This is a genomic window from Pseudomonas sp. 1D4 (genome assembly GCF_001728925.1).
In the GTDB taxonomy this organism is placed as follows: domain Bacteria; phylum Pseudomonadota; class Gammaproteobacteria; order Pseudomonadales; family Pseudomonadaceae; genus Metapseudomonas; species Metapseudomonas otitidis.
In genome coordinates, this window is the sequence record NZ_LXJQ01000021.1 from 70,904 (window position 1) to 90,129 (window position 19,226).

The window sequence follows — 19,226 nt, forward strand, 5'->3', positions numbered from 1 at the left end:
CGGAGTACCACGACCGTGAAAACCCTTCCGCTGCTGATAGGGCTGCCCTTTCTGCTTTCCAGCCTGCCGGGCGTCGCCGCCAATGCCCCCGGCCCCGCCCGTGTCGATGCCCAGCGCCTGCTCCAGGCCGACCGCGAGCCGGGCAACTGGATGAGCCACGGCCGCACCTACGACGAACAGCGCTTCAGCCCGCTGGACCAGGTCAACGCCGGCAACGTCGGCCAGCTCGGCCTGGCCTGGACCACCAAGCTGGAGCTGGACTTCGGCGTCGAAGCCACCCCCATCGTGGTCGACGGCGTGATGTACACCACCAGCGCCTTCAGCGTGGTCTACGCCCTCGACGCCACCACCGGCGCCGTACTGTGGAAGTACGACCCCCAGGTGCCGCCGGAGAACCTCGGCCAGGGCTGCTGCGGCCCGGTCAACCGGGGCGTGGCGGTGTGGAACGGCAAGGTCTACGTCGGCAGCTTCGACGGCCGGCTGATCGCCCTCGACGCCGCCACCGGCAAGCCGGTGTGGAGCGTCGACACCATCCTCGACCGCAGCAAGAGCTACTCCATCACCGGCGCCCCGCGCATCGTCAAGGGCAAGGTGCTGATCGGCAACGGCGGCGCCGAGTTCGGCGTGCGCGGCTATGTCACCGCCTACGACGCCGAGACCGGCCAGGAGGCCTGGCGCTTCTACACCGTCCCCGGCGACCCCAAGCTCCCCCCCGAGAACAAGGCCATGGCCATGGCACTGAAGACCTGGGACGGCGACGGCTGGGTCAAGTGGGGCGGCGGCGGCACCGTGTGGGACTCCATGGCCTACGACCCCGAGCTGGACCTGCTCTACATCGGCACCGGCAACGGCTCGCCTTGGAACTACCAGTTCCGCAGCAACGGCAAGGGCGACAACCTGTTCGTCTCCTCCATCGTCGCCCTGCGCCCGGACAGCGGCGAGTACGTCTGGCACTACCAGGTCACCCCCCAGGACCGCTGGGACTACACCGCCACCCAGCACATGATCCTCGCCGACCTGAAGATCGACGGGCAGCTACGCAAGGTACTGATGCAGGCGCCGAAGAACGGCTTCTTCTATGTGCTCGACCGCACCAACGGCACGCTGCTCTCGGCCCGCAACTACGTCCCGGTGAACTGGGCCAGCGGCATCGACCTCGCCACCGGGCGGCCCATCCTCACCGGCGCCGCCGACTACAGCCAGGAGCCCAAGGTGGTGCAGCCCAGCTTCCTCGGCGGGCACAACTGGCATCCCATGTCCTTCAACCCCGTCACCGGCTATGTCTACATCCCCGCACAGCACACCCTGGCCGAACTGAAGGCGGCCAAGGAGCCGATGTTCCTGCCCAACAAATCGGTGGTGAACTTCGGCCTCGACGTGCCCAGCCTGCCGGAAGACCCCAAGGTGCTGGAGCAGATCCGCAACGCCTGGACCGGCGAACTGATCGCCTGGGACCCGGTGCGCCAGGCCCCGGCCTGGTCCCACCCCTACGCCGGCGCGGGTAACGGCGGCACCCTCAGCACCGCCGGCAACCTGGTGTTCCAGGGCACCGCCGATGGCCGCGTGGTGGCCTACAGCGCCGACAAGGGCGACACCCTCTGGGAGCACCGCGCCAACTCCGGCGTCATGGCCGGCCCGGTCACCTACAGCGTCAACGGCGAGCAGTACGTCGCCTTCTCCGTGGGCTGGGGCGGCATCATCCCGCGCCTCACCGGCCCGCTGACCAACAAGGGCAAGGTGCGTGCCGAAGCCCGGGTCATCGCCTTCAAGCTGGGCGCCAAGGGCGAACTGCCGCCCCCGCGCGAAGCCCCGGTGTTCCCCAACGCCGACCTGCAACTGAACGCCACGCCCGCGCAACTGGCCCAGGCCCGCGACCTGTTCAACGGCCTGTGCGCCGGCTGCCACGGCCTCAACGCCATCAGCGGCGGCGAAGTCCCGGACCTGCGCTACCTCACCGCCGACAAGCACGCCGCCTTCCCCGCCTACCTCAGTGGCGCGCTGATACGGCGCGGCATGCCCAACTTCTCCGACATCCTCAAGCCCAAGGACATGGAGCTGATCCGCCAGTACCTGATCAAGCGCACCCACGACCTCCAGGCCGAGCTGAAACAGGCCAACGCCACCCGCTGACCCCACCGCCGACTCCCAGACGACGCCCACGCGGGCGCCGTCCGGGCGCAGCCATGCCCGAAAAACAACAAGAGAGACCCGCCATGCCCACACGCCACGCCCTCACCCTCGCCACCGGCCTGCTGCTGGCCGCCCCCTTCGCCCAGGCCGACGTCAAGCCCGATGCCGGCGACTACACCGCCCTGCCCAAGGGCACCGACGTGGTGGTGCTCTACCAGCAGAACCCACGGGGCGACGAGGTCTACTCCGGCGGCCACCAGGTGGCCGACAACCTCGACCTGGACATGACCGTCGGCGTGCTCAGGCTGATCCACTTCACCGACTTCTTCGGCACCGGCTACACCTGGGACCCGCAGATCGTCATCCCCTTCGGCACCCAGGAGGTGGGCGCCAGCGACACCCGCACCTCGGGCCTCGGCGACATCACCTTCGGCGGCACCCTGTGGACCATTGGCGACCTGGCGCGCAACGAGCACCTGGGCTGGTCGGTGTTCGTCACCGCCCCCACCGGCAGCGACAAGAACGACGGCTTCGCCCTCAGCAACAACCGCTGGGCGGTGGACTTCCAGGTCGGCTACATCAAGGGCCTCACCGAGCGCATCAGCTGGGACGTCATCGCCGAAACCGAGTTCTACGGCGACCAGCGCAGCACCGATGCCAAAAAGGACCCGCTGATCCAGCTTCACAACCACCTGCGCTACAACTTCACCCCCGACACCTACGCCGCCCTCACCTACCGGCACAACTGGGGCGGCCGCGAAACCCTCGACGACCAGACCCTGGCCACCAGCCGCGACAACGGCACCGTGGGCGTCTCCCTGGCCACCATGGTCAACAAGCAGCTGCAGCTGATGGGCCAGGTGATGCACGACACCCAGGTGCGCGAGGGCGTGAAGATCGACAACTCCCTGCAATTCCGCCTCGCCTACTTCTATTGACCCCCACCGCCTCCTACCAAAGGCCCAGGGCCCGTGCCGTGCATCCCCCGGCACGGGCCCCTATGATCGGCACAGCCCGAGCCCGACATAAGAACGACACGCCATGAAGCCCGCCGCCCTGACCCTGTCCCTGCTCGCCGCCTCCAGCCCGCTGCTGGCCGAGGAAGTCGCCGAACTGGACCCGCTGGAGATCACCGCCTCGCGCACCCGCACCGACTGGCTCACGGCCCCGGTCGCCGTCAGCGCGGTGGAGACCGCCAACCGCCCCGGTGAGCAGGGCCTGACCCTCGACACCCAGCTCGCCAAGGTGCCCGGCACCTACGTGCAGAGCCGCTACAACTTTGCCCAGGGCATGCGCATCGCCATCCGAGGCTTCGGCGCCCGCTCCAGCTTCGGCGTGCGCGGCGTGCGGGTGCTGGTGGACGGCGTGCCGCTGACCATGCCCGACGGCCAGACCGAAATGGACGGCGTCGACACCGCCCTGGTGGAAAGCCTCGAAGTGATCCGCGGCCCGGCCGCCAGCAGCTACGGCAACGCCGCCGGCGGCGTGCTGGCCATCCGCACCCGCGAGCCGGGGGAAACGCCCTTCAGCCAACTGGACGTCAGCGCCGGCGGCCTCGGCTACCACCGCGTGCGCGCCGAGACCAGCGGCAGCGTCGACAACCTCGGCGGCCTGCTGGCCTTCAACAGCACCCAACTGGACGGCTACCGCGACCACGGCCGCGCCGAAGCCAACAGCTTCACCGGCAAGCTTGCCTGGCAGGCCGAGGCCGGCCGCCTCGGGCTCAGCCTCAGTGTCCTGGACAACCGCTCCGAAGACCCCGGCGCCCTGACCCGCGCCGAAGTCCGCGCCGACCGCAGCCAGGCGCGGGCCCAGAGCCTGCGCTTCAACTCCGACGAACGCATCCGCCAGCAACGCCTGGCGCTGACCTGGGAAGGCCAGGCCGCCGGCGACGACAGCTACCTGCTGCGCAGCTGGGTCGGCAGCCGCCAGTTCGGCAACCGCCTGCCCCTGCAGAACAACGGCCAGACCCGCTACGACCGCCTGTTCAGCGGCCTTGGCGCCCAGTACACCCATCACGCCGAGTGGTTCGGCCTGCCCCAGCAGCTCACCGGCGGCCTCGACCTGGAAGCCCAGCGTGACGACCGCGACCGCCACAACAACCTCGACGGCCGCACCGGCGCCCTGACCCTGGAGCAACGGGAACAGGCGCGCAGCCAGGGCCTGTTCCTGGAAGACGCGATCCAGCTCGGCGAACGCTGGCAAGCCACCCTCGGGCTGCGCCGCGACAGCGTGAAGCTGGAGGTGGACGACCGCTTCCTCGGCAACGGCGACGACTCCAGTGCCCGCACCTACAGCGACTGGAACCGCAGCCTGGGCCTGAGCTACCGGCTGGACGCGCACCACGTGCTCTACGCGCGCTACGCCACCTCCTTCGAAACGCCCACCGCCAACGAACTGGCCAACCCGGCCGGCGGCGGCTTCAACCCCGCACTCGGCCCGGCCCAGGCCACCAACCGCGAAGTGGGCCTGAAAGGCGAATGGAACGACCTGCGCTACGAAGCAGCGCTCTACCGCATCGACCTGGACGACGAACTGGTGCCCTACGGCAGCGGCATCACCTACTACGCCAACGCCGGCAAGTCCCGCCGCGACGGCCTTGAACTGAGCCTGGACTGGCGCCTCGACCCGCACTGGCGCCTGGCCGCCGCCTACAGCTACAACGACTATCGCTTCATCGAGTTCAAGAGCGGCAACGCCGACTACGGCGACAACGCCATCCCCGGCATCCCGCGCCAGTCGCTGTTCGCCGAAGTGGCCTACGAATGGGACGGCGGCTACGCCCGCCTCAGCAGCGTCACCCAGGACCGGCTCTACGCCGAGAACGCCAACAACGTGCGGGTCGGCGGCTACACCCTGGTCAACGCCCGCCTCGGCACCCGCCTGGAATGGAACGGCCAGGCCCTGGAGCCCTACCTGGGCATCGACAACCTGTTCGGCCGGGACTACTACGACAACATCCGCATCAACGACGGCAACGCCCGCTACTTCGAGCCCGGCCCCGGCCGCGTCATCTATGCCGGCGCCAGCCTGAGCTTCTGAAGGGCGCTTCTAAAAACGCCCCGTATTGTCATCGCCTAGGTGGTCAGAGCAACCCTCCATTCCTGTATCCACCGGGTGCCCTGGCCCTCTCCCGTGAGGGAGAAGGGAACAAACCCGAAGCGCGCTGTGGAGCCATGCCGGACTCAGAGAATGAGGCAGGGAATCTGCCCCTTCAGGAGGCCGAGCGCAGTCGTTGCGCAGGGGGACGAGCGGCATGGATGCCGCGAGAGGCGCGCCAGGCCATGGATGGCCCATCGCGCCGGCCCCCGTAGCGGCGACGGAGCGAGGGAAGTCCCGCGAAGCGGGACCCGGATGCAGGGGCGAGCCCTTTTGGTTACTTTTCTGGGCGATTGAGAAAAGTGACTCGCCTGGCAAGGCGAAACAAGTGACATCAGCAGCACTCGATAGTCAGCAACGCGCTTTCGGGACACAGCCTTTGGGAGGCTCACAAGATGCCTTACTCCGGCACCTCCACGCTGACGTGGATGGCATCGTGGCGCCAGAACTCCAGGTCGCAGTCGATCAGCCGACCGTGCTGGTCGCGGTTGATGCGGGTGATCTTCAGCGCCGGGCTCCCGGCCGTCACCTTCAGGTGGGTGGCGGCCTCCGGGTGCAGTGCGGTGGGCACCATGTCGAAGCGCACCCGCCCGTAGCGGATGGCGTATTCGCTGGCGTACAGCTCGGTGAGCGAGCGGGTCAGGTCGAATTCGATGATGCCGGGGAAGTACACCGGGTTCAGGTAGTGCTCCACGTACAGCACCAGCCGCCCATCCACCCGGCGGGCCCGGCGGATCTGGTAGACGCTGGACAGCGCCGGCAGCTCCAGCAGCTCGCAGATCTCCACGCTGGCAGGGATCAGCCGCGCCCCCAGCACCTCCGTCGCCGGCACCCGCCCCTGCTCGGCCACCATCGCGTGGAAGTGGCTGCGCACCAGCGGGTTGTAGGCCAGCCGTGGCGGCGAAACGAACCAGCCGCGGCGCTCCTCGCGGTAGATCAGCCCCTGGGCCTCCAGCTGCCCCAGCGCCTCGCGCAGGGTGATGCGGGTGGTGTCGAACAGCTCGCTGAGCCGGCGCTCGGCCGGCAGCTTGCCACCCAGGGGCAACAGGCCGTGCTTGATCTGCTCCTGCAGTGCATGGCAGATGGCGGTTACGGTACGGGGCGCCTCATCGCGCATCGAAAGACTCCAATCTGGAATAGACCAGCACCATAAAAGTGCGGCGCCGGCAGGGTCGTCGTCATCCTAGGCAGCCTGCATGACCGTTCCGTGACACCACCTCGCACCTGCATGGCCCATGCCAGGAGCATAGCCCCAACCCGCGCGCCATCGACCTTGTAGCCATGGTCTACGCTTGCTCTCGCCGCGACAGCAGGCGAGGTCGCGGCGTGCCGTGAAATAAAACCGTCATCCGGGGCCATTAGATTGGCCTGGGTCTTGCTGATCTAGACCAACAACACAACCCCGCTAAGGAGCTGCATATGAAACGCCTGCTGCTGGCTTCACTGATTGGAACGACCCTGGCCATGAGCAACCTGGCCATGGCTGACGACGCTGCCCTGAAGACCCTCGAAGAAGCCGCCCGCAAGGAAGGCACCGTGAACAGCGTGGGCATGCCCGATAGCTGGGCCAACTGGAAAGACACCTGGGTCGACCTGGAGAAGAAGTACGGCCTCAAGCACATGGACACCGACATGAGCTCGGCGCAGGAAATCGCCAAGTTCGCCGCCGAGAAGGAAAACGCCACCGCCGACATCGGCGACGTCGGCGCCGCCTTCGGCCCCATCGCCAAGGAGCAGGGTGTTACCCAACCCTACAAGCCCAGCACCTGGGACCAGATCCCCGCCTGGGCCAAGGATGCCGACGGCCACTGGGCCCTCGCCTACACCGGCTCCATCGCCTTCATCGTCAACAAGCAACTGGTCAAGGATGTGCCCACGTCCTGGGCGGACCTGAAGAAGGGCACGTACAAGGTCGCCATCGGTGACGTCAGCGCCGCCGCCCAGGCGGTGAACGGCGTGCTGGCCGCCGCCATCGCCAACGGCGGAGACGAGAAGAACATCCAGCCGGGCCTGGAATTCTTCGCCGAGATCGCCAAGCAGAAGCGCCTGTCGCTGTCCAACCCGACCATCCAGACCCTGGAGAAGGGCGAGGTGGAAGTGGGCATCGTCTGGGACTTCAACGGCCTCTCCTACCGTGACCAGATCGACCCCAGCCGCTTCGAGGTGCTGATCCCCTCCGACGGCTCGGTGATCTCCGGCTACACCACCATCATCAACAAATACGCCAAGAACCCGAACGCCGCGAAGCTGGCCCGCGAGTACATCTTCAGCGACGCCGGCCAGATCAACCTGGCCAAGGGCAACGCCCGCCCGATCCGCGCCGAGCACCTGACCCTGCCGGCCGAGGTGCAGGCCAAGCTGCTGCCCAACGAGCAGTACGCCAAGGTCCAGCCGATCAAGGACCCCAAAGCCTGGGAAGCCACCTCGAAGGCCCTGCCGCAGCAATGGCAGGAGCAGGTCATCATCGAGATGGAATAAGCCCGGTCGCCCGCCCCGGTGCGCCATGCGCGCCGGGGCCGGGCCCCGCTTGAGGCAGTCAGAATGAAGAGAAAAGCCGTCCTCGTCCTGCTCGACGGGCTGAACCACCCTGTGGCCAGCCACGCCATGGGCCACCTGCTCGCCTGGTGCGCCGCCGATCGGGCCGCGCTGTACCGCCTGGAATGCGAGCTGCCGGCGCTGTCACGCCCACTCTACGAATGCATCCTCACCGGCGTGCCGCCCATCGACAGCGGCATCGTCCACAACGACGTCTCGCGCCTGTCCCGCGAGCGCAGCCTGTTCCACATCGCCCGCGACGCCGGGCTCAGCACCGCCGCCGCGGCCTACCACTGGTTCAGCGAGCTGTACAACCGCTCGCCCTTCGACCCGGCCCGCGACCGCCACACCGAGGCCCCCGAGCTGCCCATCCAGTACGAGCACTTCTACTGGGCCGACCAGTACCCCGATGCGCACCTGTTCGCCGACGCCGAGCACCTGCGCCTGCGCCACAGCCCCGACGTGCTGCTGGTGCACCCGATGAACATCGACGATGCCGGCCACAGGCACGGCCTGGACAGCGCCCAGTACCGCAACGCCGCGCGCATGGCCGACGTCATCCTCGCCGAGTACCTGCAGCGCTGGGTGGATGCCGGCTACCAGGTGATGGTCACCGCCGACCACGGCATGAACGTCGACCGCTCCCACAACGGAACCCTGCCGGAGGAGCGCGAAGTGCCGCTGTTCGTCATCGGCGACGCCTTCAGCCTCGACCCGACCGCCCGCCCGCTGCAGACCGAACTCTGCGGCACGCTCTGCGAGCTGCTCGGCATCCCCCACGACAAACCCTTCTGCCGGGAGCTGTTGAAGTGAATTCAGCCAACCGCGGCAAATGGCTGGCGCTCCTGTGCCTGCTGCCCTTCGCCGTCTTCTTCGTGGTCTTCCAGATCGCCCCACTGGCCTGGGTGGCCATCAACAGCCTGAACAGCCCCGAAGGCTGGGGCCTGGGCAACTACGCCAAGGTGTTCAGCTCCAAGTTCTACCTGCAGGCCATCAAGCACAGCCTGGAGATCGCCTTCTGGTCGAGCCTGTTCGGCATCGTCATCGCCGTGTTCGGCAGCTACTCGCTGCGCCAGGTAGACAGCCGCCTGCGTGACTTCGTCATGGCCTTCTCCAACATGACCAGCAACTTCGCCGGAGTGCCGCTGGCGTTCGCCTTCATCATCCTGCTGGGCTTCAACGGCGCGCTGACCCTGCTGCTCAAGCAGAGCGGGCTGATCGAGGACTTCAACCTCTACTCCAAGACCGGCCTGATCGTGCTCTACACCTACTTCCAGATTCCCCTGGGGGTGCTGCTGCTCTACCCCGCCTTCGACGCCCTGCGCCAGGACTGGCGCGAGTCGGCGGCGCTGCTGGGCGCCGGCACCTGGCACTTCTGGCGCTACATCGGCCTGCCGGTGCTGACCCCGGCGCTGCTGGGCACCTTCATCATCCTGCTGGCCAACGCCCTGGGCGCCTACGCCACGGTGTACGCGCTGACCACTGGCAACTTCAACGTGCTGCCGATCCGCATCGCCGCCATGGTGGCCGGCGACATCGCCCTCAACCCGACACTGGCCAGCGCCCTGGCCATGGTGCTGGTGGGCCTGATGGCGCTGATCACCGTCGTCCACCAGTGGCTGTTGAAGAGGAGCTACCATGTCGCGCGCTGAAACCCGGGCCGCCGGCCTGTACCACCGCCTGGTGGTCTGGGTGCTGTTCCTGATCCTGCTGCTGCCGCTGGCCGGCACCCTGCTCTATTCGCTGTCCACCAGTTGGTCGGCGACCATCCTGCCGGACGGGCTGACCTTCAAGTGGTACCTGGCGCTGTGGAGCGATGCCCGCTTCCTCGCCGCCTTCGGCCAGTCGCTGCTGGTGTGCTTCGGCGCCCTGGCGCTGTCGGTGGTGCTGATCCTGCCGCTGCTGTTCGTGGTGCACTACCACTTCCCCAAGCTGGACGCGCTGATGAACATCCTCATCCTGCTGCCCTTCGCGGTGCCGCCTGTGGTGTCTTCGGTGGGCCTGCTGCAGCTCTACGGCTCGGGCCCGCTGGCGATGATCGGCACGCCGTGGATTCTCATCGGCTGCTACTTCACCGTGGCCCTGCCCTTCATGTACCGGGCCATCACCAACAACCTCCAGGCGATCAACCTGCGCGACCTGATGGACGCCGCCCACCTGCTCGGCGCCAGCACCTGGCAGGCCGCCTTCCTGGTGGTGCTGCCGAACCTGCGCAAGGGCCTGATGGTGTCGCTGTTCCTGTCGTTCTCCTTCCTCTTCGGCGAGTTCGTCTTCGCCAACCTGCTGGTGGGCACCCGCTACGAGACCCTGCAGGTGTACCTGAACAACATGCGCAACAGCAGTGGCCACTTCAACAGCGCCCTGGTGATCTCCTACTTCCTCTTCGTGCTGCTGGGCACCTGGGCAGCCAACCGTCTGAACAAGGACAAGGCATGAGCTTTCTCTCGATCCGCGGCCTGCACAAACGCTACGGCCAGACCACCATCTTCACCGACATCGATTGCGAGATCGGCAAGGGCGAGTTCGTCACCCTTCTCGGCCCCTCGGGCTGCGGCAAGTCGACCCTGCTGCGCTGCATCGCCGGCCTCACCGAGGTGGATGGCGGGCAGATCCTGCTGGATGGCCAGGACCTGGTGCCGCTGTCGCCACAGAAGCGCGGCATCGGCATGGTGTTCCAAAGCTACGCCCTGTTCCCCAACATGACTGCCGCGCAGAACGTCGCCTTCGGCCTGCGCATGCAGAAGGTCGGCAAGGACGACAGCGCCCGCCGCGTGCAGGAAGCCCTGGCCATGGTGGAGCTGGACCAGCACGCCGAGCGCTACCCGCACCAGCTTTCCGGCGGCCAGTGCCAGCGCGTGGCCCTGGCCCGCTCCCTGGTGACCCGCCCGCGCCTGCTGCTGCTGGACGAGCCGCTCTCGGCCCTCGACGCACGCATCCGCAAGCACCTGCGCGAGCAGATCCGCAGCATCCAGCAGGAGCTGGGGCTGACCACCCTCTTCGTCACCCACGACCAGGAGGAGGCGCTGACCCTGTCCGACCGCATCTTCCTGATGAACGCCGGGCGCATCGTCCAGAGCGGCGACGCCGAGACCCTCTACACCGCCCCGGTGGACGCCTTCGCCGCCGGTTTCATCGGCAACTACAACCTGCTGGAGGCCGAAGCCGCCAGCCGCCTGCTGCAACGGCCGGTCAACGCCCGCGTGGCGATCCGCCCGGAAGCCATCGCCCTGGGCGAAGGCGGCATCGAGGCCGAAGTGCGCAGCCACAGCCTGCTGGGCAACGTCATCCGCTACCGGGTCCAGGCCCAGGGCGTGGAACTGCTGGTGGACGTGCTCAACCGCTCCGCCGACGACCTGCACCCGGTGGGCCGGCGCATCGGCCTGCGCATCGACGCGGACGCTGTCCGGGAGGTGGCGTGATGGCCCTGGCGATCTTCGACCTCGACGACACCCTGATCGACGGCGACTGCGCCAGCCTGTGGAGCGCGCACATGGCCGACCTCGGCTGGGTCGACCGCGACTCCTTCCTGGCCAAAGACCATGAGCTGATGACCCTCTACGCCGAGGGCAAGCTGGCCATGGAGGACTACATGGCCTTCAGCCTCTCGCCCCTGGTGGGCCGCACCGCCGAGGAAGTCGCCTCGGTGGTGGAGCCCTTCGTCGAGGACGTGATCGAGCCGATCATCCACAGCGACGCCATGCGCTGCCTGGCCGGGCACCGCCAGGCCGGCGACCGGCTGCTGATCGTCTCCGCCTCGGCGCACTTCCTGGTCAGCGCCATCGGCGAGCGGCTGGGGGTGGAGGAAGTCCTGGCCATCGACCTGGCCGAAGAACACGGCCACTACAGCGGCAAGACCCGAGGCGTGCTGACCTACCGCGACGGCAAGGTGACCCGCCTGAACGCCTGGCTGGCCGAACACGGCGAGCGCCTGGACGGCGCCTATTTCTATTCCGACTCACGCAACGACCTGCCGCTGCTGGGCATGGTCGACAACCCCCGCGTGGTCAACCCCGACCCGACGCTGCGCGCCCACGCCGAGCAGGCCGGCTGGCCGATCCTGGCCTGGCGCTGAGGCCGCTCAGGGCATGGGGAGGGGTGAAATACAAACGGAACCTTGGCCAGCCCGTTGCTACGGACCACAACGTAGCGGCTGCAACGCATGGCAAAGACTCAAGGGCGATGGACAGAGTCGAAGTCATCACCCTTGGGTGTGGCGTGGATGCCCTTGGCTTCCTGGCTGCGGTAATAGGCCTCGATGCTCAGCGCCGGGTCGATCCGGGCCTGGAGGATGCAGGGGTGTTGTTGCCAGGGGTATTTCTGGTTGCGCTTCATCGTCTCGTGTTGGCCACGGCCTTGCCAGGCGCGGTAGGGCATCTCGCGCCAGTAACGCGCCTCTCGCTTGCTCTGCCGGTCGTGCGCGGCCGTGGTGGGGTCGAGGTGGCGGAACTGTTCGAGCACCGGCAGTTCGGGCAACGGCTGGCTGATGTCCATATAGCGCTGCAGGCAGTCCCAGAAGGCCAGCGCCTCTTCCGGGGTAAGGCCCAGCGGATGCATCTTGCCACCGAGAAATAGCTCGCAATCGGCATAACGGTGATGCAACCACAGCGCCATGCCGCCACTGCCATGGGGCCCGGGGCGAAACTCCATGGTGGTGTCGAACTCATAGAAAGGCGCCACGAACGGCTTACGAAAGCGCCGGGCGATGGTCACCATCCCGGTTTGCCGGTTGAACTCGCTGCCGTCGTATTTGAAGAGGCGCAAATACAGATCCAGCAAAAAATCGAAACCGACTACACCCATGAAAATGGAGAAGGCCATGACTCCGCAAACCCAAAGCAGATCAGTGCCGTAGCTGGACGTACTGTAGGTAAATACCGCACTAAGCAGGGCTGTAGCGAAGCCAGCGCCTACTTGAATCAAATAAGCCTTTAAACTTTTCCCCCAATAGAGCCAACCGCTAACGCCCATCATCAGCAGCGCGAACAGGCACTGCATAAAAATCAGCAGCAATATCTCCGGCAATAACTCCACAGTAGCAAGCAGCCAAAATATCCACGGCGCCACAAACAGCGCAGCAAACTTCAATACTGGAATAAGCATCAGCAGCTTGTTGAAATTCTCAAACCGCCAACGCTGGTGATCACAATACAACTCAGTCTCTCCCGTGCGTTCGACAAAGGTCTGCTCCTTGGCCTGCAGTTGGATATCGACCAGTTGCCAGGGCTGCAAGTTGGCATAGTGGCCCCAGCGCAACTGGGTGCGGCGCAGGTTGCTGCAGTTGGCATCCTCACGCCATTTATGCGGCGGCTGGGTGGGGATAGCGCTGGAGTCGTAGGCGCTGGCTGTATAAGGGCTTGGTTCTATTACAGGGGTGTTCATTTCACCCCCTGTGGATGTTGTCGAAGTCATCACCCTTGGGTGTGGCGTGGATGCCCTTGGCTTCCTGGCTGCGGTAATAGGCCTCGATGCTCAGCGCCGGGTCGATCCGGGCCTGAAGGATGCAGGGCTGTTGTTGCCAGGGGTATTTCTGGTTGCGCTTCATCGTCTCGTGTTGGCCACGGCCTTGCCAAGCGCGGTAGGGCATCTCGCGCCAGTAACGCGCCTCTCGCTTGCTCTGCCGGTCGTGCGCGGCCGTGGTGGGGTCGAGGTGGCGGAACTGTTCGAGCACCGGCAGTTCGGGCAACGGCTGGCTGATGTCCATATAGCGCTGCAGGCAATCCCAGAAGGCCAGCGCCTCTTCCGGGGTAAGGCCCAGCGGGTGCATCTTGCCGCCGAGAAATAGCTCGCAATCGGCATAACGGTGATGCAACCACAGCGCCATGCCGCCACTGCCATGGGGCCCGGGGCGAAACTCCATGGTGGTGTCGAACTCATAGAAAGGTGCCACGAACGGCTTACGAAAGCGCCGGGCGATGGTCACCATCCCGGTTTGCCGGTTGAACTCGCTGCCGTCGTATTTGAAGAGGCGCAAATACAGATCCAGCAAAAAATCGAAACCGACTACGCCCATGAAGATGGAGAAGGCCATGACTCCGCAAAACAAAAATAGATCGGTACCGTAGCTGGACGTACTGAAAGTTAATAATGCGCTAAGCAGGGCCGTCGCCAAGCCCGTACCGACTTGAATCAAGTACGCCTTCAGGCTCTTCTCCCAATAGAGCCAGCCGCTAAGGCCGATCATCAGAAACGCAAATAGCCCTAAAAGAGAATGGGGCAGCAGTGTTTTCGGCAGCAAGACCATGGTTGCAAATGCCCAAAAAAACCAAGGCACCACAAATAAAGCGCAATATTTTAAGAACGGTAACAATATAAGCAGCTTATTAAAGTTCTCAAACCGCCAGCGCTGATGATCGCAATACAGCTCAGTCTCTCCCGTGCGCTCGACAAAGGTCTGTTCCTTGGCCTGCAGTTGGATATCGACCAGTTGCCAGGGCTGCAAGTTGGCATAGTGGCCCCAGCGCAACTGGGTGCGGCGCAGGTTGCTGCGGTTGGCATCCTCACGCCATTTATGCGGCGGCTGGGTGGGGATAGCGCTGGAGTCGTAGGCGCTGGCTGTATAAGGGCTTGGTTCTATTACAGGGGTGTTCATTTCACCCCCTGTGGATGTTGTCGAAGTCATCGGCCTTGGGTGTGGCGTGGATGCCCTTGGCTTCCTGGCTGCGGTAATAGGCCTCGATGCTCAGCGCCGGGTCGATCCGGGCCTGGAGGATGCAGGGCTGTTGTTGCCAGGGGTATTTCTGGTTGCGCTTCATCGTCTCGTGTTGACCACGGCCTTGCCAGGCGCGGTAGGGCATCTCGCGCCAGTAACGCGCCTCCCGCTTGCTCTGCCGGTCGTGCGCGGCCGTGGTGGGGTCGAGGTGGCGGAACTGTTCGAGCACCGGCAGTTCAGGTAGCGGCTGGCTGATGTCCATATAGCGCTGCAGGCAATCCCAGAAGGCCAGCGCCTCTTCCGGGGTAAGGCCCAGCGGATGCATCTTGCCACCGAGAAATAGCTCGCAATCGGCATAACGGTGATGCAACCACAGCGCCATGCCGCCACTGCCATGGGGCCCTGGGCGAAACTCCATGGTGGTGTCGAACTCATAGAAAGGCGCCACGAACGGCTTACGAAAACGCCGGGCGATGGTCACCATGCCCGTTTGCCGGTTGAACTCGCTGCCGTCGTATTTGAAGAGGCGCAAATACAGATCCAGCAAAAAATCGAAACCGACTACGCCCATGAAGATGGAGAAGGCCATGACTCCACAAAACCAAAATACATCAGCGCCGTAGCTGGTCGTATGATAAGTAAACACCGCACCAAACAAAGCTGTAGCGAAACCAATGCCTACCTGTATCAAATAAGCTTTTAAACTTTTCTCCCAATATAGCCAGCCACTAACCCCAATCATCAACACAGCAAATATTGAAAACAAAAAAAGAAACAGCATTTCAGGCAAAAGCTCTACGATAGAAAGCCCCCAAAGCATCCACGGCACCGCAAATAAAGCGCAGTACTTTAAGAACGGCAACAATATAAGCAGTTTATTAAAATTCTCAAACCGCCATCGCTGTTGATCGCAATACAGCTCAGTCTCCCCCGTGCGCTCGACAAAGGTCTGCTCCTTGGCCTGCAGTTGGATATCGACCAGTTGCCAGGGCTGCAAGTTGGCATAGTGGCCCCAGCGCAACTGGGTGCGGCGCAGGTTGCTGCGGTTGGCATCCTGCCGCCATTTATGCGGTGGCTGGGTGGGTATATCGCTGGAGTTGTAGGCGCTGGCCGTATAAGGGTTTGGTTCTATTACGGGGGCATTCATAGTTTTTCGTAGTCGCTCTGTTCAATCAGCCAATAGGGCACGTCATCCATCACTTGATCCTCCTTGGGCCGCAGCGCTGGATTGAAGGTCGCCCACTGGCGCGGGCTTGGCTGCGGCAAGACCAGGTCGTCATACGTCGGGAAAGGATCGCCTACTCGGCAGGCTTGATGGCTGAGGCGAAACTGGGCACGCACCTTGAGGGCGTATTGGCTGGCGGCCAAGGGGTTGAAGGCCGGCGGGTGGTGATAGGGCAGTACATAGAGCACGCGATCGCCGCCCAGCACCACGGCCCCGAGTTTTTCCTGCGCGATGACCTTGGCTGGCCTGGGCTGCCACCCGCTGTAATGACCACGCTCCAGCTTGAGCTCGGATGCCAGCAGGATAAAACCCTGGCCGCTGGGGTAGTGGCTCAACAAGCCGGACTGCAACTCGACGGCCCAGTCTAGCGGGTCAAGGTGGCTTTTACCCTCAGCTGCCGCTGCCCGCAGCTTCGCCTGATCGTCTACGGAGGCGCTTCTATACCAATTGCCCAAGCGCTCGATGCGTACCTGGGGCTGGCCGATAGCGCCGAGCAGTTGCTGATAGGCGACCCTGGGGTCGTTCATATGCGCCAGGCGCTGTTCCTTGCCAAATGGGCCGTGCTTGATCGCCTGCTCGATGGCGCCATCGGCCAACAGCGCGGCGGCCACCGCGCCGCCCAGCAGCAACACGATACCCGCGCCCAATACCCAGGGACTGGCCAATAAGCCAACTGTGTAGAGCGCCCACATGGCAGCGCCGGAGGCGGCGATGGCATTGGCAACCGCGACGTCCTTATCACCTTGGTCGAAAGCACGCTTGGCGTCCCAGGCAAATAGTAAGGCAGTGAAAACCATGGCCGCCCCGGAGCCAATTCTCGAAGCACTGAGCCAGGTACTCCCCCCCGTGCGCTTACTGAGGTTGCTGGCCCAACGCTCCGATATCCGCGAAACATCAATGCGGCCCTTTTCCCAGAGTGCATACCAGGGTGAGCGAACGCCTGAGCCTGCGATGATTTTTAGCGCGACGCTGTTCGAGGCGAGGAAAAGATCTGCAACAGCTGAAATACCGCCAACAAACAATCTTCCTTTCTCATTTTTCCACAGTGCCTCGGCTCCCAATGTATTGACGTGCAGGTTGTAAGCCGCCATCAGCGTGGCGAAGAGCGGCAAGGCCGACGACTTGGCCATTTGTCCGGCGCGGCCCAGGTTGGCGGCGCCAAGCCGCCAACTGTTCAACTCCTGCACCAGCGGATCGTCAGCCGGAACCGCCACGACCCTAAGGTGGCCCAGGTCCTTGCTGGCGAAGTGGTTGGCGTCTGCCAGCTTGGCGCTGGTGGTGGCCAGTACCCTGCCGCTGCGGGCCTGCAGGTTGGCATACAGGTAGTTCTCCCGGGTCAGAGTGGTGCGCTCGCTGGGCATCAAGCCAAAGCTGAAACCACCGCCATGCACCCCAAGCACCACCATGTTCCGGGCCAGGGCTTCACCCTGGGTGAGGTACTGGATCGTCGCGGCCTGACGATGCAGCTTGCCCAGCAGGCCAAGTGTTGGCGCAAACGCACGCTGCATATCGAGCTGGACGGTGGCGGCACTGGTGCGCAACTGCCTGAGTGCGAGTACCACCGACTGGCTCACGTGGTTCAACCACTCGTCCACCGCCAGGGCGATGTTCTGTGCAACGTACTGGTAATTGACCGCGCCTTGACTCTCCAGCCCGGCGAACATGGCCAGGCTGCTGATGCCCAGCTTTTCCGCATCAACCGCCTGCTTGGTTGCAGCCAGCTTGGCCAGGCGCTTGGCCAACTCGGGCAATGCTCCACTCTGGTCAGCCAGGGCTGCACGGGTAAGCGGATGGCTGGCCTGCACCAGTTGCCTGATCAGGCGCTCCACCGCTTGAGCCAGTTCTCTACTTTCCACTTCGGTGCTGCGCGCATCGCTGGCCTGGGGCAGGCGACTGAGCGTTTTCAGCATGTCGATCAGCAGGCTGTAGGGCTCCAGCAAGCGTTCATCGCTGCTGTAGATCCAGTCATTCCATACCGCGACCAATTTGCTCTGCGATAACGCCAGCACGCGCGTGAGCTGGCGATGGATGCACTCGCGTGCAGACTTGCGCTCGGCGTGCAGCATGGTCTTTTCAAACGGGGGCATCTCAATCTGGTCGCGCAAGTCGGCCAATGGCGCGTTACTTCGCATCGCCCAGTGATGCAGCACTTCGGCGTAACGACCAAAAGGCTGGTACGGCACCAAGGCGTTGTAGGTCTGCAAGGCTTCGGTTGCCAGGCGCGACTGCTCTACCGCATGGCGCAGCTCGAACACCGGGTCATCCAACATGAAGCCGACCAGTTTGGGATAACCGCGCAAGTTCTTTTCTGCGAGAACATCCTTGCCTGCGGGTAGCGCAGGTGGCGCAGCCGGAGCGGTTTCCCCCATGTGCCCTGCAAGCGCTTGCTGCTGCTTGTGCAGCACGACAATCAACTCTTGGGGATCAAGCGTGGACATGGCCGGAGTGAAAGCCGCCGGGTCACGCAACGCACATTCGATATGCAGGTCACGTGGCCTGAGCCCCTCAGCCTGCTTATCGATCACGACAATCGGCATCGCCTGGGTCGGCCGCCATTGTTCACCGCCCACAACCGCTGCCGACCAAGCCGGGCCGACCATCTGGCAACGACTCTTCACTCGGCCGCTGTTGGCCTCCAACCAAGCGATGTATTCCCAGGTCCAGGCCATTTCGCTATAGGCCATGGCGTATTGATTGCCGACAAAACGGCCCTTCAACAGCATCGGCACCAGCGTCAGCCCCAGGGGCTTGCCTACTGGCGCTCGCTTGTCAGTTGGCTTGCCTTGCGCTGCTTGCTTGCGCCAATGGGCCACATCGATATCAGCCAGGTTGCCTTCGCCATCGCAGGCCAGTTCGCGCCACAGCTTGCCGTTCTGGAACACATAGATATGGCCCGGCCGGGGTAATGCACCTTTGGGTGACTCATGGGGTTTTTCGTAACCCGGAAGACGCGCCATGGGCACCACGGCCAGGAAGGTATTCTGCTGAATCTCGGGCTCTTCCTGGTGGCTGCGCATATCCAGCTCGACAGGAATCTGCAGCATCCCACCATCGGTGCGTTCAATATTCAGCGCCAACCGAGCACGGCGTGCGTTGTCGTAGTCCGTGCGTTTGCGAGTGCCCTGTTCGATGGGCTGATCCTTTAGCTCACTCATGCGTCACCTTCCGGGTCGAGCAGTTGTACTTGGCCACCGAAGGTGGGGTCGCCCCACACATCAACGATCAGTTGCTGCGGGCCTTGCTTGCGTTCCTGAAGCGGGTTGGCTTCGGCCTTGCCCAGGCGGCCCGGGGGCGGCGCGGTGTCGGCAGGGCGAGGGCGTAACGGCGGTAACGGGACGGCGGGCGTCGGCGCATAGGGTCCGCCGCCGGAGTTGATCTTGATGCTGGGCCCACTGAGGGTGACGCCACTGGCGTCGAGCTTCACGAAGCTGCCGCCGGCCTGGAAGGTCACTTCGCTGCCGGCCTCCATCACGACCTTGAGGCCGGATGACAGGTGGATCTCCTGCCCCGCTTCGATGAACTGCCCGCTGCCCAGTTGGATGTGCTGTTCGTTGCCCACGGTGAGGTGGTCGTCCTGCTTCAGTTCGG

The 19,226-nt window shown here is 64.5% G+C and carries 14 protein-coding genes and 1 pseudogene; 9 read left to right on the top strand and 6 right to left on the bottom strand.

Annotated features, from left to right (window positions below):
• The first annotated feature begins 15 nt into the window (after window positions 1–15).
• From A7D27_RS12920 to A7D27_RS12930, 3 genes are all read left to right on the top strand, one after another.
• The gene (locus A7D27_RS12920; protein WP_069565123.1) at window positions 16–2,130 is read left to right on the top strand and encodes a PQQ-dependent dehydrogenase, methanol/ethanol family; all 2,115 of its coding nucleotides are present in this window, start codon (window positions 16–18) and stop codon (window positions 2,128–2,130) included.
• Window positions 2,131–2,213: 83 nt separating this feature from the next.
• Window positions 2,214–3,068: a transporter gene (locus A7D27_RS12925; protein WP_069565124.1), complete on the top strand. Its 855-nt coding sequence runs from the start codon at window positions 2,214–2,216 to the stop codon at window positions 3,066–3,068.
• A 103-nt stretch (window positions 3,069–3,171) separates the two neighbouring features.
• Complete coding sequence (locus A7D27_RS12930) at window positions 3,172–5,172, top strand: TonB-dependent receptor (protein ID WP_069565125.1); 2,001 nt, start codon at window positions 3,172–3,174, stop codon at window positions 5,170–5,172.
• Window positions 5,173–5,629: 457 nt separating this feature from the next.
• Here the strand turns inward: A7D27_RS12930 and A7D27_RS12935 are convergent, their stop codons facing one another.
• Entirely contained in the window at window positions 5,630–6,346 is a 717-nt protein-coding gene (locus A7D27_RS12935; RefSeq protein WP_069565126.1) for a UTRA domain-containing protein, read from the bottom strand.
• 302 nt (window positions 6,347–6,648) lie between these two features.
• Here A7D27_RS12935 and A7D27_RS12940 point away from each other — a divergent pair, with 302 nt between their 5' ends.
• The 6 genes from A7D27_RS12940 (at window position 6,649) to A7D27_RS12965 (ending at window position 11,836) form a co-directional block, all read left to right on the top strand.
• Window positions 6,649–7,707, top strand: coding sequence for an ABC transporter substrate-binding protein (locus A7D27_RS12940; protein ID WP_069561004.1), 1,059 nt, complete (start codon window positions 6,649–6,651; stop codon window positions 7,705–7,707).
• A 63-nt stretch (window positions 7,708–7,770) separates the two neighbouring features.
• The gene (locus tag A7D27_RS12945; RefSeq protein WP_069565127.1) at window positions 7,771–8,577 is read left to right on the top strand and encodes an alkaline phosphatase family protein; all 807 of its coding nucleotides are present in this window, start codon (window positions 7,771–7,773) and stop codon (window positions 8,575–8,577) included.
• Window positions 8,574–9,416: an ABC transporter permease subunit gene (locus A7D27_RS12950; protein ID WP_069561006.1), complete on the top strand. Its 843-nt coding sequence runs from the start codon at window positions 8,574–8,576 to the stop codon at window positions 9,414–9,416. Before A7D27_RS12945 ends, A7D27_RS12950 begins: the two co-directional genes overlap by 4 nt.
• A complete protein-coding gene (locus A7D27_RS12955) occupies window positions 9,403–10,200 on the top strand; it encodes an ABC transporter permease (RefSeq protein ID WP_069561007.1) in 798 nt (265 codons plus the stop codon). Before A7D27_RS12950 ends, A7D27_RS12955 begins: the two co-directional genes overlap by 14 nt.
• Entirely contained in the window at window positions 10,197–11,183 is a 987-nt protein-coding gene (locus A7D27_RS12960) for an ABC transporter ATP-binding protein (RefSeq protein WP_069565128.1), read from the top strand. Before A7D27_RS12955 ends, A7D27_RS12960 begins: the two co-directional genes overlap by 4 nt.
• Window positions 11,183–11,836: an HAD family phosphatase gene (locus A7D27_RS12965; RefSeq protein ID WP_069561009.1), complete on the top strand. Its 654-nt coding sequence runs from the start codon at window positions 11,183–11,185 to the stop codon at window positions 11,834–11,836. The genes A7D27_RS12960 and A7D27_RS12965 overlap by 1 nt, the downstream gene beginning before the upstream one ends.
• A gap of 98 nt (window positions 11,837–11,934) precedes the next feature.
• Here the strand turns inward: A7D27_RS12965 and A7D27_RS28720 are convergent, their stop codons facing one another.
• The 5 genes and pseudogenes from A7D27_RS28720 to A7D27_RS28735 all read right to left on the bottom strand — a co-directional run.
• A complete protein-coding gene (locus A7D27_RS28720; protein WP_256557163.1) occupies window positions 11,935–13,143 on the bottom strand; it encodes a hypothetical protein in 1,209 nt (402 codons plus the stop codon).
• 1 nt (window position 13,144) lies between these two features.
• Window positions 13,145–14,353 carry a hypothetical protein gene (locus A7D27_RS28725; RefSeq protein WP_256557164.1) on the bottom strand — a complete coding sequence of 403 codons (1,209 nt, stop codon included), beginning with the start codon at window positions 14,351–14,353 and terminating at the stop codon, window positions 13,145–13,147.
• A 1-nt stretch (window position 14,354) separates the two neighbouring features.
• On the bottom strand, window positions 14,355–15,560 hold the full coding sequence (locus A7D27_RS28730; protein WP_240923329.1) for a hypothetical protein: 1,206 nt from the start codon (window positions 15,558–15,560) through the stop codon (window positions 14,355–14,357).
• Window positions 15,557–18,793 carry a hypothetical protein gene (locus A7D27_RS12985; protein ID WP_069565129.1) on the bottom strand — a complete coding sequence of 1,079 codons (3,237 nt, stop codon included), beginning with the start codon at window positions 18,791–18,793 and terminating at the stop codon, window positions 15,557–15,559. The genes A7D27_RS28730 and A7D27_RS12985 overlap by 4 nt, the downstream gene beginning before the upstream one ends.
• Window positions 18,790–19,226: pseudogene (locus tag A7D27_RS28735) on the bottom strand (type VI secretion system tip protein VgrG); the annotation flags it as partial. The gene A7D27_RS12985 and the pseudogene A7D27_RS28735, both read right to left, overlap by 4 nt.

What these genes read in the sequence shown, in the direction of transcription:
- A7D27_RS12930 (WP_069565125.1), top strand. Translation starts at nt 3,172, where the DNA reads ATGAAGCCCGCCGCCCTGACCCTGTCCCTGCTCGCCGCCTCCAGCCCG.
- A7D27_RS12925 (WP_069565124.1), top strand. Translation starts at nt 2,214, where the DNA reads ATGCCCACACGCCACGCCCTCACCCTCGCCACCGGCCTGCTGCTGGCC.
- A7D27_RS12965 (WP_069561009.1), top strand. Translation starts at nt 11,183, where the DNA reads ATGGCCCTGGCGATCTTCGACCTCGACGACACCCTGATCGACGGCGAC.
- A7D27_RS28725 (WP_256557164.1), bottom strand. Translation starts at nt 14,353, where the DNA reads ATGAACACCCCTGTAATAGAACCAAGCCCTTATACAGCCAGCGCCTAC.
- A7D27_RS12960 (WP_069565128.1), top strand. Translation starts at nt 10,197, where the DNA reads ATGAGCTTTCTCTCGATCCGCGGCCTGCACAAACGCTACGGCCAGACC.
- A7D27_RS12935 (WP_069565126.1), bottom strand. Translation starts at nt 6,346, where the DNA reads ATGCGCGATGAGGCGCCCCGTACCGTAACCGCCATCTGCCATGCACTG.
- A7D27_RS28720 (WP_256557163.1), bottom strand. Translation starts at nt 13,143, where the DNA reads ATGAACACCCCTGTAATAGAACCAAGCCCTTATACAGCCAGCGCCTAC.
- A7D27_RS12955 (WP_069561007.1), top strand. Translation starts at nt 9,403, where the DNA reads ATGTCGCGCGCTGAAACCCGGGCCGCCGGCCTGTACCACCGCCTGGTG.
- A7D27_RS12940 (WP_069561004.1), top strand. Translation starts at nt 6,649, where the DNA reads ATGAAACGCCTGCTGCTGGCTTCACTGATTGGAACGACCCTGGCCATG.
- A7D27_RS28730 (WP_240923329.1), bottom strand. Translation starts at nt 15,560, where the DNA reads ATGAATGCCCCCGTAATAGAACCAAACCCTTATACGGCCAGCGCCTAC.
- A7D27_RS12985 (WP_069565129.1), bottom strand. Translation starts at nt 18,793, where the DNA reads ATGAGTGAGCTAAAGGATCAGCCCATCGAACAGGGCACTCGCAAACGC.
- A7D27_RS12945 (WP_069565127.1), top strand. Translation starts at nt 7,771, where the DNA reads ATGAAGAGAAAAGCCGTCCTCGTCCTGCTCGACGGGCTGAACCACCCT.